Origin of the sequence: Niabella beijingensis (assembly GCF_020034665.1) — a bacterium.
Taxonomy (GTDB): Bacteria; Bacteroidota; Bacteroidia; order Chitinophagales; family Chitinophagaceae; genus Niabella; species Niabella beijingensis.
Genome location: NZ_JAIQDI010000002.1, coordinates 2,219,149 through 2,231,860, shown reverse-complemented (window position 1 = coordinate 2,231,860; position 12,712 = coordinate 2,219,149). Strand labels below are relative to the sequence as shown.

The 12,712-nt window shown below is 47.8% G+C and carries 11 protein-coding genes; 8 read left to right on the top strand and 3 right to left on the bottom strand.

Translation table 11 applies throughout. The features are described 5' to 3' along the window. Position 1: 1 nt before the first annotated feature. Positions 2 to 658: a FadR/GntR family transcriptional regulator gene (locus K7B07_RS25335; protein ID WP_223713342.1), complete on the bottom strand. Its 657-nt coding sequence runs from the start codon at positions 656 to 658 to the stop codon at positions 2 to 4. A 238-nt stretch (positions 659 to 896) separates the two neighbouring features. Between K7B07_RS25335 and K7B07_RS25330 the strand changes: the two genes are divergently transcribed. Continuing rightward, on the top strand, positions 897 to 1,751 hold the full coding sequence (locus K7B07_RS25330) for a helix-turn-helix domain-containing protein (RefSeq protein ID WP_223713341.1): 855 nt from the start codon (positions 897 to 899) through the stop codon (positions 1,749 to 1,751). 323 nt (positions 1,752 to 2,074) lie between these two features. On the opposite strand, the gene K7B07_RS25325 is transcribed toward K7B07_RS25330, so the two are convergent. Further along, a complete protein-coding gene (locus K7B07_RS25325; RefSeq protein WP_223713340.1) occupies positions 2,075 to 2,266 on the bottom strand; it encodes a hypothetical protein in 192 nt (63 codons plus the stop codon). 279 nt (positions 2,267 to 2,545) lie between these two features. On the opposite strand from K7B07_RS25325, the gene K7B07_RS25320 reads away from it, so the two are divergent. The 5 genes from K7B07_RS25320 (at position 2,546) to K7B07_RS25300 (ending at position 6,449) form a co-directional block, all read left to right on the top strand. Then, entirely contained in the window at positions 2,546 to 2,914 is a 369-nt protein-coding gene (locus tag K7B07_RS25320) for a DUF1304 domain-containing protein (protein ID WP_223713339.1), read from the top strand. A gap of 334 nt (positions 2,915 to 3,248) precedes the next feature. After that, positions 3,249 to 3,464 (top strand): hypothetical protein, encoded by a 216-nt coding sequence (locus K7B07_RS25315; RefSeq protein WP_223713338.1) that lies wholly within the window; start codon positions 3,249 to 3,251, stop codon positions 3,462 to 3,464. Between the two features lie 149 nt (positions 3,465 to 3,613). Beyond that, complete coding sequence (locus K7B07_RS25310) at positions 3,614 to 4,453, top strand: glycoside hydrolase family 16 protein (RefSeq protein ID WP_223713337.1); 840 nt, start codon at positions 3,614 to 3,616, stop codon at positions 4,451 to 4,453. A gap of 141 nt (positions 4,454 to 4,594) precedes the next feature. Further along, a complete protein-coding gene (locus K7B07_RS25305; RefSeq protein WP_223713336.1) occupies positions 4,595 to 5,827 on the top strand; it encodes a DUF2264 domain-containing protein in 1,233 nt (410 codons plus the stop codon). Between the two features lie 109 nt (positions 5,828 to 5,936). Continuing rightward, positions 5,937 to 6,449: a GNAT family N-acetyltransferase gene (locus K7B07_RS25300; RefSeq protein WP_223713335.1), complete on the top strand. Its 513-nt coding sequence runs from the start codon at positions 5,937 to 5,939 to the stop codon at positions 6,447 to 6,449. Positions 6,450 to 6,510: 61 nt separating this feature from the next. Here K7B07_RS25300 and K7B07_RS25295 read toward each other — a convergent pair whose 3' ends face one another. Next, on the bottom strand, positions 6,511 to 7,242 hold the full coding sequence (locus K7B07_RS25295; RefSeq protein ID WP_223713334.1) for a GntR family transcriptional regulator: 732 nt from the start codon (positions 7,240 to 7,242) through the stop codon (positions 6,511 to 6,513). Between the two features lie 345 nt (positions 7,243 to 7,587). Between K7B07_RS25295 and K7B07_RS25290 the strand changes: the two genes are divergently transcribed. Both K7B07_RS25290 and K7B07_RS25285 read left to right on the top strand, forming a co-directional pair. Next, complete coding sequence (locus K7B07_RS25290) at positions 7,588 to 10,710, top strand: SusC/RagA family TonB-linked outer membrane protein (RefSeq protein ID WP_223713333.1); 3,123 nt, start codon at positions 7,588 to 7,590, stop codon at positions 10,708 to 10,710. A gap of 20 nt (positions 10,711 to 10,730) precedes the next feature. Then, positions 10,731 to 12,674, top strand: a complete 1,944-nt coding sequence (locus K7B07_RS25285; RefSeq protein WP_223713332.1) for a RagB/SusD family nutrient uptake outer membrane protein — start codon at positions 10,731 to 10,733, stop codon at positions 12,672 to 12,674. Positions 12,675 to 12,712: the final 38 nt, after the last annotated feature.

Below are 12,712 nucleotides of genomic sequence, written 5' to 3'. Positions count from 1 at the left end.
ATTAAGGATTTCCAATGATTTTCTTTAACAGCTGCAGTGCCTTTGATGCATTCTTTTCCTTCACGGCAGCGAGCAGTGCTTCGTGCAATGCCTGGCTGCCCGTAAAAGGTGTTGTATCGGTATAAACCTGTTCAAAGAATTTGCTGACATGCAGGGAGAGTGTTTTATAAAGTTCAAAAAGGATACTGTTGCCACTGCTTTCTGCCAGCAGGGTATGAAATGCGATGTCTGCAGCTATACATTCTTTCAGCAGACCTGCCGCTCCGGATTTTTTCCGCTCTTTAAGTTTTCCGGTCATTTTTTCGATATGGATGTTTTTTCGGTTGTGGGCTGCCTTTTCAACGATCTTAATCTCCAGAAGCTGACGGACCTCGAATACATCAGCAAAATCGGCCCGTTCAATTTTAGCATCCAGGTCGTTGCTGCCCACATAACTGATAACAAAAGTTCCCAGTCCCTGCTGTACGCTCACAAATCCCTGTTGTGTCAGAAATTTAATGGCTTCCCGGATGGTAGAACGTCCCACCTCAAATTGCTGCATCAGCTCCGGCTCGGCAGGGAGCTTGCTCTGGAGGGGATAAACACCTCTCTCAATGCTGTGCTGCAACCGGTCTGCGACCGCTTCTGCCAATGATTTTCTTTTGATCGGTTGTGTCATTTAATTCATCATATCATCTGATGTTCGCAAATATACATTTTTTTTTCTTCCGCCGGCTTTTTGTTTGAGGATACCTGGTGGTCTCCGGCCAGAGGAGGGAGTGTCCTGTTCATCCCAACCGGGACCGTTCCCGCTTCCGGAGGCATAAAACTGAAAAATTAACATACGCATCGTACGATTTGTGCTATATTTCAGCGATTTTTAATCTTGAAAGGATCCGATTTTGTAAAGTATTTCTATGAAGCCTGTAAAACATTTCCCTGTCCCGATCGTAAAAGACCTCGATGAGGAGGCCCACCTGGCAGACAGTGTGGTTTACCGCCAGATAGCAGGGCCCAGCCGTGTCAATAACTTCCGCTCCCCCGATTTTTATGTGTTCCTGCTCTTTGAAAAATGCAGCGGCACCCATTCCATTGACTTTGTTGAATATAAGGAAAAAGACCTCCAGGTTCATATTTCCTTCCCGGGCCAGATCCACTCCTGGAATACAGGACCGGATGCCTGTGGTCATAAATTGTTTATCAGTAAACACCAGGTGGAAGCCTTTTTGTTTGAGACCCAATTTTCCTATGCAAAAGCCAACCGCTATCCGGTAATCGATATCTCACAGGAGATGTTTGAAAAACTGGATCTGGAATTTAAAGCAGTACAGGAAGAGGTTGCAGAAGCCTCTGTAAGCTGGGATGTGGTAACACTACGTGCGCAGCTGATCGCCATAATGATCAATCAGCTGGTGGAGGAGCAATTCCGTAAGGATGCGGTGATGCGGAAAACAAGTCTGCTGCTGCTTAAATTTAATGCGCTGATGGGAAAATATTTCCTCGGCCAGAAATCGGTGAACTATTATGCAAAACAACTGTCTGTTACTTCCAGTTATCTGAGCGCGCTCTGTAAAAAACAGCTGGGCGTATCGGCAAAGGAACTCATCGACCAGCGTGTGTTGCTGGAGGCAAAACGGTTATTACAGGGATCTGATATGACCATTAAAGAGATCGCCTATCATCTTGGTTTTTCTGAGATGGCTTATTTTTCCAATTACATAAAATCCAAAACCGGCTTTTATCCAAGACAGTTCAGGGAGCCAAGGGGATAAAAATGATAAATCCCCAAAAGGGGATTTATCTGTCCAACTGGTCCTCTATTTAAACTGGGTGTTTTCCCGGTTGGCTTATTGATTGACTGTCGGTTTTACATCCGTCGATGTATGCTTCTTTGTAATAAAATGATTGCAACGCGGTAAAGATAGGATGGTACATATGGCTTTAGTTATAGAAAAACTGCCATTAATTATATAAAAGCTTAAATCCCGCGCCTCGTTTCAGATCACAGGGACAGGAGGTACCGGTTCATACAGAAACGGGGCTTTGGATAAGAGGAAAAGGGCGTTTATTGATTCCCGGAGCGGATTGTTGCCGATCAGTTTTGATCCGGTATGTTCTTGATGTTATGACTATACAACCATTGACGGAATTCTTCTGCGCTCTGTGGCAGAAAATGAACGATCTCCCCGGTTTTAAGCATTATGGTAAAAAATCCGGAGCTTTCTATGACTTTATTGAGCTGGGAATGGCCATACTCAAATTCAGGAAATAAAACTGCAGTATTCATGCTTTGCAACATTAATTGAACCCGGCGGACAGTCATTGCCGGCATTCGGTAGTGTAAGGTATTCAAAATATGCTTATGATACGTCTGGCAGAACAGCGCCTAAAAAAAATGGGGACAAAGGGTGGAAATCTTTTAAAAACCGGCCGGTTTTTATTAAAGGTTTTTTATTGCGGCCCGGATGGCCCACCCGTGTTATAAACGGATCACTTTTATTAAGTATATTCGGCAGACCATCTGATAAAAGAATACGGTCCCCATCCGGATTATAAAAACCAAATTATGGAAGTTGTTGCAAAGATCGCCGTGGCACTTGTTGCCGTTGAACATTTTTATATCCTCTATATGGAAATGTTTGCCTGGGAAACGCTGGGTAAAAAGACGTTCAAAAATGCGTTGCCTGAGGCATTGTTTACACCTACCAAAGGGCTTGCCGCGAACCAGGGATTGTACAATGGCTTCCTGGCCGGAGGATTGGTATGGTCCCTGCTCATCGCTGAAAAAGCATGGGCATTTAATGTAGGCGTTTTTTTTCTTTCCTGTGTGATCATTGCAGGATTGTATGGTGCTGTAACTGCCAGTAAAAGTATTTTTTTTAAACAGGCACTTCCGGCTATTCTTGCTCTTGTTTTGGTAGTATTGTTTTTATAGCTGCCGGAAAACAAATTGAATGCGCCGTTACCGGGACAGTAACGAGCCGGTGAACCGGAAAAGGTTGCGGGATTCCTTTCCTGTTGCAGCCGGATTTTGCAGTTTTCAGTGGACGGACTGAATAAAACCCGCAGGAGGCTGAACACCCGGCCGGAAAGGCCAGTGTCGTGATATTCTTTGCCAAACAATATAAATAAAAAGTTAATTTATAATAAAAACTTTACCTTTGTCATCATAAGCCCCTTTCTAAACCGTAGTTATACGTGCGGCTGATTTATTTTCTGTTTTTGCCATCGGATCAGCTTCATGTGTCGAAACCATAAAAAACAGACTTATGACATTAAACCAATTCTTGGAGGCCGATAACGCCGATCAAATGAAAGCCATTTGGCAGGCGGTTTTTGTGTCGGAAAAAACAGACAAAGAATTTACGTATTCTCTTTACAGGGTATTTGATTTTTTTGTGGAGGTAAAGGTTTCTGTCAAGAATAAGGATGTATGTAAATTTGAATGTTTCAATAAGGCCCAGGTACGGTTCCCGGTAATATAGTGTGGTACAGGAGCGCAGTTTGACGGCACATATCTGCAGCCCGCCTTTTAGGATACGGAAACAGGAGCCGGGATTTCCGGTTGCATACATGGAATCGCATTCAGAGCAGGTTTTTATTATATTGCAACGCTGTACATAATAAAAACGGGATGAATAAAAACTATTGCGAACGATTGGCCGTTGCCGCTGCGGCACTGTTGTTAATTGCCTGCAACCATCAACGTGCATTGACACAGAAAGGATACCGGCTGGTATGGGCCGATGAATTTAATAAACCGGGGCCGGTAGATACTTCGGTATGGCGTTTTGAAAAAGGATTTGAACGCAATCATGAACTGCAATGGTACCAGCCGGAAAATGCCTGGTGTGCCGGAGGTCATCTTATTATCGAAGCACGGCGGGAAACAAAACCCAACCCGCAATACAAACCAGGAAGTACCGAATGGTGCAAACAGCGCCGGCAGATTGAATACACCTCATCCAGCATCAACACCAGGGGCACCCGAACCTGGCAATACGGGCGTTTTATAATGCGCGCAAAGATCGAAACCGCCAGTGGTCTCTGGCCGGCCTTCTGGACATTGGGCACACACCGGGAATGGCCATCGAACGGAGAGATCGATATCATGGAGTTTTACCGCGGTATGCTGCTGGCGAATATTGCCTGCGGCACCAATGAACAGTATAAGGCAAAATGGTTTTCGGAAAAACGGCCTGTGACAACATTGGGTAAAGACTGGGAGCAACGCTTTCATATCTGGCGGATGGATTGGGATGAACGGGAGATCTGCCTCTATATTGATGACCAGCTGCTGAACCGAGTGCCCCTCGACCAGTTAATAAACCCGGATGGTTTTAACCCGTTCAAACAACCGCATTATATATTAATCAATCTTGCCGTCGGGGGTGATAATGGTGGTGATCCGGCTGGTACAGCCTTCCCCAGCCGCTACCTGGTCGACTATGTACGCGTTTATCAGAAACAATAGGCCATAACGGTGAAATGGTATGAACGGTAAGTCTGCCGGGGAAAATAAGAAAGACCGCATCCTATATTTGCGTCGCAAAAGGAAGGACCGGGAACAGTGTCCGGTATATCCGTGTTATCCGTATAATAAATTTATTTGGACTTGAGAAAAAAACTTGTTTACCTGGTGGTTGCATTTTGTATCACCAGCGGAGGATATGGCCAGGAGGTGCCCGCTGCAGCCGGGCGTCGCATGCAGTGGGTACACATGCTGGATAAAGTGGTACGGCCGGTTTTTGAGAACATGGCGGCAGACCGGTTGCGAAAGACGATGCCAAAAGAGATCTCCCCGGTAAGCGATAATCCAAACGCGCGGATCAGCGCCCAGTACCTGGAAGCGCTGGGACGGGCATTCAGCGGCATCGCGCCGTGGCTGAATACAGAAGGCGGAGCTGCAGAAGAAGTGCGGTTGCGCAACCAGTACCGTAAATGGGTGATCGCTTCCATAAAAAATGCAACGGACAGCACCCGGAGCGATTATGTATTGTGGAGCGGCGGACAGCCGCTGGTGGATGCTTCTTTTTTCGCACTGGGACTGATACGGGCGCCCTGGATCTGGCAGCACCTGGATGCACCCACCCGTCAGAATGTGGTCCGTTGTCTCCGTCAGACGAGAGCCACCATTCCCGGGTACAATAACTGGATCCTGTTTTCAGGGATGATCGAGGCGTTCTTTTTAAACTACGGACTGGAATACGATCCGCTTACCATCGAATATGGTGTACGTACTTTTATGGCGCAGTGGTATGTGGGGGATGGCCTGTTTGGTGACGGCGATCATTTTCATAACGATTATTACAACAGCTATGTGATCCAGCCTTATCTCCGGGAGCTATTGGATATTGCTTTTCAAAAGAAAGGGCAATACCGGCAATACCGGGAACAGCTCCTGAAGATCAACAACCGCTATTCCGAGATACAGGAACGCACCATTAATGCCGACGGTAGTTTTCCGGCGTATGGCAGGTCCATCGTATACCGGTCGGGTGCCTTTCATCATCTGGCCAATATGGCCTGGAAGCAGTTGCTGCCGGCCTCCCTGGCACCATCACAGGTACGTGAAGCATTGTATGCCGTGATACAGAAGACACTTGGGCCGGCGGCAACCTATGATAAGAACGGCTGGATGGTGATCGGATTGAACGGAAAACAACCGGGACTGGCAGATGTATACAACAACCAGGGCAGTCTGTATCTGTGTACGGAAGTGTTCCTTCCGCTGGGATTGGCGCCGGATGCGGCTTTCTGGCAGGATGAAGACCAGCCCTGGTCTTCCAGGGTGATCTGGAATGGTGCCGATTTTCATGGGGATCATGCCATGGATCTGGAACGGTAACCAACGGCAGTTGCAGCGTCTGCGGGTCATTGTGGCCGGCAAGCCCTGGTCGTTTCACAAGGCCGGTTCCTTATAATTATGGGTTATATTGCGGATCAAATTCCAATGTATGTTACCTCCCGTTCTTACCAGCAAACGGTTTGTATTAAGACCGTACGCCGCATCAGATATTGACCGGTTTATAGAGATCGTAATGGATGAGGCAACGCAACGTTTTATGGGAGGGCTGTCTGCTGATAAGCAACAGGAGCGTGTCTCATTTTCAAAGATCTTTGATGTTTATCAAAGTCGCAATAAGCGCTGGTTCTGGATCTGGGGGATCTATGAGAACGGCTGTCTTTGCGGGCATATGGAACTGAAAGAATCCGTGCATACAAACGGAGAGGAGCTGGAGCTGGTATATATGGTCCACCCGGCAGAACGGAAAAGAGGCCTTATGTCGGAGATCCTGGATCTTTTCAACGCCAGGCAACAGGAATGGAACCGGCAGCTGATCGCCACCGTGAGTCCGGACAATAAATCCTCCCTGGCACTTTTACAACGCTGGGGCGTGGAACGGACCCTGCAATTGCGGGATGAAGAAACCGGTGAGTTGTATCTTAAATTATACCTGAAACGTTAACGCTTATCACAGTTATAAATGTACTTATGTACGTACATTTATAACAATAGCCGACCTTATATCAGGAACGTCTGCTCTCTACCGTATACACAAAGCTTTCTGCTTTGTAGTAACCCAGGTTGTACTCTATGGGACGGTCTGCCTGGTCGTATACAAACCGTTTGCGGAAGAGTATCGGACTGTCTGCATCAATTTCCAGTTTGGCTGCGATCGTTTTGTCTGCCGCACGGGCGCTGATCTCTTCTTTCGATAATGTTGCGGTTACATAGTGTTCCTGTTCCAGCATCTCATACAGGGGTTTTTTAAAGTCTTCTTCGCCTGTAAGACCGATCCGCGGATGGAAATAGGATACAAAATAGACGAACGGCTCCTGTGTATTACCCCGAAGGCGCTCCAGCTTCATGATCTTTTTATCGGTCCGGATATCAAAGAAATTGGCAATGGGCTCGTCGGGATACACCCAGCTGATATGTAATTCATAGTTCTTGATCTGTACACCGCGTGCCTGCATTTCCTGGGTAAAGCTCAGCCAGTTCATGGATTTGGAGCTCATCCTGGGATGTGCCACTTTTGTTCCCAGCCTTTTTTTACGAACCAGCAATTCTTCGTACACCAGTTTGTTAATGGCCTGGCGCAGTGTGGTACGGGAGATCGCCAGCTTTTTTGCAAGATCCACTTCATTAGGTAATAGTTTACCGGCCTGGTATTCCGGCAATTTGATCAGTTCCCGCAGCAGGGTCTCTACCTGTATATGCAGGGGAATGGAGCTTTGATGGTCAATAACAAGATTCATAATAACAGGACGGGCATAACACCCTTTTGCAAAGTAAATGAAATTCAGGTTCGGGCGGCCATCTGCTGATCATAGCAGATAACAGGGGCCGGGCATGCAAATTCTTTAAAAAAGATTGTCTGTACAATTGGATAAAGCTATGATTTTTAAATTTATTCGACAATCTGATTATTTTATATATAACAAATTGAATGTATAAATTATTGTTTTATAATCATGAGCTGGATTTTTTTTGTATTTTTTATAAAAAAATTTGTATTTATCATTTTAATATGTAACTATGTACATACAAATAAACATTAACGTTAACCCTTGCCGGTCGTTATGAACACAAACTTGCCAAGCTTGCTAAAGAAAAAGTATCTCTATTGTCTCCTGGCCCTGCTTGCAGGAAATGCCGCCTCCGGACAGTCCGCTTTTAAGGTAACCGGAAAGGTATCAGACGAGAAAGGCCAGGCGATGCCGGGCGTCAATATCGTTATTAAGAATACACAAACAGGAACTGCCACAGGTGCAGACGGGACCTACGCCATTGAAACCAGGGGAAGGGCCGATACGCTGGTATTTTCCTATGTCGGGTATCTGGCTCAGGAACTGCCGGTGGATGCGCGTCCGGTGCTGGATGTGGTATTGACCGAGGACAACAGTAACCTGGATGATGTAGTGGTGGTGGCCTACGGACAGCAAAAAAAGGAGAGTATGGTCAGTTCTATAACGGCTATTAATCCCAAAGAAATAAAAGGCCCTACCAGTAATCTCACTACCATGCTGGCCGGCCGCATTTCGGGGCTGATCTCTTATCAGCGCAGCGGTGAGCCGGGGGCCGACAATGCCTCCTTCTTTATCAGGGGCATCACGTCCTTTGGGTCGGGGAAACTGGACCCGCTGATCCTGATCGATGGAATGGAGTCCAGCGCCACCGAACTGGCAAGGCTGCAGCCCGATGATATCGCCGGGTTCTCCGTTTTAAAAGATGCCGCAGCCGCATCCCTGTACGGCGCACGGGGTGCCAACGGTGTGATCCTTGTAACTACCAAGACCGGGAAAACCGGCGCCACAAAAATGAATATCCGTTTTGAAAATTCCACCTCCTCCAATACACGCAATTTCCGGCTGGCGGATAACATCACCTATATGCGGCTGGCCAATGAAGCCGCGCTTACGCGCAATCCACTGGCACGACTGGAGTACGATCAGAATAAGATTGATCATACCATCGCAGGCGACAATCCCTATTTATATCCGAACAATAACTGGATCGATGCACTGATAAAAAAATATACCAATAACCAGCGGCTGAACCTGAACCTTACCGGAGGCAGTCAGCGAGCCCAGTACTATGTGGGCGCCACCATGAACCAGGATAACGGGGTGCTGAAAACGCAGCGGGGTTCCAATGTGGATAATAATATCAAGTTGAGAAGTTACGAGATCCGCTCCAATGTAACGCTGAAACTAACCCCTACCACCGAAGCCATCATCCGCACTACCGGCAATTTCGATGATTATAACGGCCCGGTGGGAGGAGGTGCTGCCATCTTTAAAAGCGCTTTAAATGCAAACCCTGTTCTGTTCCCTGCAATATTTCCCGCATCGGATCTGCCTGCTGCCCGGCATCCGTTATTCGGCAATGCAGCGCGTGGCACCGATGGCGAGGTATATACCAATCCTTATGCTGCCATGGTGTCCGGCTTTCAGCAATACAATACCTCCACATTGAATGTACAGCTGGAGGCCAAACAGGACCTTAAGTTTATAACGCCGGGGCTTTCAGCACGGCTGATGGTCTATACCAAGCGGTATTCCTATTTCAACCTGAACCGGCAATACAATCCGTTCTTTTATTCAGCAAGTCCTTCTGTAAGTGAGCCCGGTAAATACGTCCTCACACTTTTAAACGAAAAGACCGCTACAGAATACCTGACCTATGATGAGGGCGACAAGATCGTAAACACAACCACCTATGCCGAAGCTGCCATCAACTATAACCGCACGTTTAACGGGGTGCATGCCATCGGCGGGTTGCTGATCGGTATCCAGCGCAATTACCTGAACGGGAATGCAGGAGAACTGCAGGCTTCACTTCCCTTCCGCAACCAGGGGCTCTCGGGAAGGTTCACTTACGGATATGATAACCGCTACCTGTTTGAAGGGAATTTCGGTTATAACGGTTCGGAGCGTTTTGCAAAAAACAACCGGTTTGGATTCTTTCCTTCCGTAGGAGTTGCCTGGAACCTGAGCAATGAAAAATTCTTTGAAGGCCTGCTTCCGGTCATCTCGAAGCTAAAGCTGCGGGCCACTTACGGCCTGGTGGGCAATGACCAGATCGGGGACGCAAATGACCGCTTCTTTTACCTGTCGAACGTGGAGCTGAATGATGCGGATTATCAATACTATTTTGGTGAGGATTACAGCTATAGCCGGCCCGGCGTTTCGATCTCCCGGTATCCGAATGAAAGCATTACCTGGGAAAAATCGAAAAAGATCAATATTGGGATGGACCTCGGCCTCTGGAATGCACTGAACATAACCATTGACGCTTATAAGGAGCGGCGCAGCAATATCCTGATGCCTAGGGCCTATATTCCCACTACAATGGGGCTTGGTCCTGATGTGAGCGCAAATGTAGGCGTGGCAGAGGGATTGGGAGTGGATGTTGCTGCCGATTATAACAAGACATTCGGATCCAAATGGCTCCAGGTGCGGGGCACCTTTACTTATGCCGCCAGCGAACTGCTGGTAAATGAAGAGCCGGAGTATCCGGCCAATATGCAATACCTGTCGCGCGTGGGACAATCACTGGGCCAGGTTTACGGCCTGGTGGCAGAGCGCCTGTTTGTAGATGATGAAGATGTAAAGAATTCACCCCGGCAAAACTTTGGAGAGGTAAGGGGCGGGGATATCAAATACCGCGACCTGAACGGGGACGGGCAGATCACCAACCTGGATATGATCAACGGTCTCGGTTATCCGGTTACGCCGGAGATCATTTATGGTTTTGGTTTTTCATTCGGGTTTAAAAATTTTGATATCAGCACTTTCTTCCAGGGCTCTGCGCGTTCTTCTATTTTTATCGATCCGAAAGCTATCGCCCCCTTTGTTGCTGATGGACCCAGTCAGAACGGTCTGCTGGAAGTGATCGCCAATGATCACTGGTCGGAAGACAACCGCAATCTCTATGCTTTCTGGCCCCGGCTCGGTCTCACGCAAAACGATAATAATAATCAACCCTCCAACTGGTGGATGCGTAATGGGGCCTTCCTCCGGATGAAGAGTGCGGAAATCGGTTATAATATCGGCAACAAGGGCTTGAAGAAATACCGCATCTCCGGGTTGCGGCTTTATGCCAACGGCAGCAACCTGTTTCTGATCAGCGCCTTTAAACTATGGGATCCGGAACAGGGCGGTAACGGCCTGGGCTACCCCGTACAGCGCGTATTTAATTTAGGGATCAATGTACAGTTATAATACAGGAAAAATCTTGATATATGCATCCATTACTTTTTCATTTACGGTTTTTCAAGCAGGCAATAAAAGTCAATCCCATGCTGCTGTTTACAGGCCTGCTGCTGATTGCTGCGGTATCCTGTAAAAAGCCCTACCTGGATATTGTGCCGGATAATGTGGCAACGCTTGACCATGCATTTGCCAATCGCCTTGAGGCAGAAAAATATTTATTTACCTGCTATTCCTACCTGCCCAAGGAAGGAGACCCGGACAGAAACCCCGCGTTCAGCGGAGGCGATGAGGCCTGGACCTACTGGCCCATGATCGAAGACTTTTTTTTCCGGGATCCTTACCAGATCGCCCGGGGCGAACAGAACCGTGCCAATCCGTATATGAACTACTGGGATGGTTATGACGGTAAGTCGCTCTGGCAGGGCATCCGCACCTGTAATATATTCCTGGAGAACGTGGATAAGGTCAGTGATCTGCAACCCTACGAAAAGGAACGCTGGATCGCTGAAACAAAATTTTTAAAGGCGTACTTTCACTGGTACCTGTTCCGCATGTATGGCCCCATTCCGGTAATGGACAAAAACCTCCCGATAACGGCACCTCCCGAAGCGGTAAAGGTATACCGTCAACCCGTAGATTCTGTGGTAAACTATATTGCAGGATTGCTGGACGAGGCGTTGGCAGGGGGCAGCAATAATGGTCTTCCGCTGGTGATCACCAGTGCGGCCACCGAACTGGGGCGTATCACCAAGGTAACAGCATTGGCCATAAAAGCACGGCTGCTGGTCACTGCTGCAAGTCCGCTCTTCAATGGCAACAACGATTTTACAGGATTTAAGAACAACAATGGTCAGCTCCTGTTTAACCCGCAATATGACGCCGGTAAATGGGTGCGGGCCCGCGAGGCCTGTAAGGCTGCGATCGATGCGGCGCACAGCGCCGGTTTAAAATTGTATTATTTTAATCCGGCCATCATTACGGTAGATAATGCCACCCGGATTGAAATGAACATCCGCAATGCTATTTGTGAGAAATGGAACAGTGAGCTGATATGGGGCCTCACCACCGGCGGTAATCCCACCTACTGGTTACAGACCTTTGCGTGTCCGCAGCTGGATCCGAATAGTTTTAACATCAATCTTAAAGGCAAGCTGGCGCCTCCCATGAAAATAGCAACGCTCTTCTATACACAGCATGGTGTGCCCATAGATGAGGACAGGACCTGGGATTATGCCAACCGCTTTCATTTGAGGACCGCTACCAGTAAAGACACGGGGATACAGGAAGGCTATAAAACCGTAGGACTGCACTTTGAACGGGAACCGCGGTTCTACGCGGATATTGCTTTTGATGGCTCCCGGTGGTTTATGAGAAATGACAGCTTCAATATTCAAAGTAAACTGGGCCAGTATTCGGGTAAAAAGCAAAGCCGGCTGTATTCGATCACGGGTTATTACACGAAGAAGGTCGTTAACTGGAATCTCGTATACAACAATTCTTCGCTGCAGGTGGAATCCTATCCCTGGCCGGTGATGCGCCTGAGCGATCTTTATTTATTGTACGCTGAGGCACTGAATGAATCGGGAAGCAGCACTGAGGCGTTGCCTTATCTGAATCAGATACGGGCAAGGGCCGGGCTGAATTCTGTGGAAAGCTCCTGGTCGATGTATTCCGCAAAACCCGGCAAATACCAGACCACAGAAGGGCTGCGTGAGATCATCCGGCAGGAGCGCACCATTGAAATGGCTTTTGAAGGCAGCCGGTTCTGGGATCTCCGTCGCTGGAAGACGGCGCCGCAGGCTTTAAGCGAGGCCGTATACGGCTGGGATATCCTCCAGGAAACCTACGAGGATTATAACCGGAGGGTATTGTTGTACAGTCCGAAGTTCATCGCACCACGGGATTATTTCTGGCCGATACGGGAATACAATTTACAGATCAACCCCAACCTTGTTCAGAATCCCGGCTGGTAACGCCCCGAATCTTATCGCAAATGCTATTGTTTAAAAAT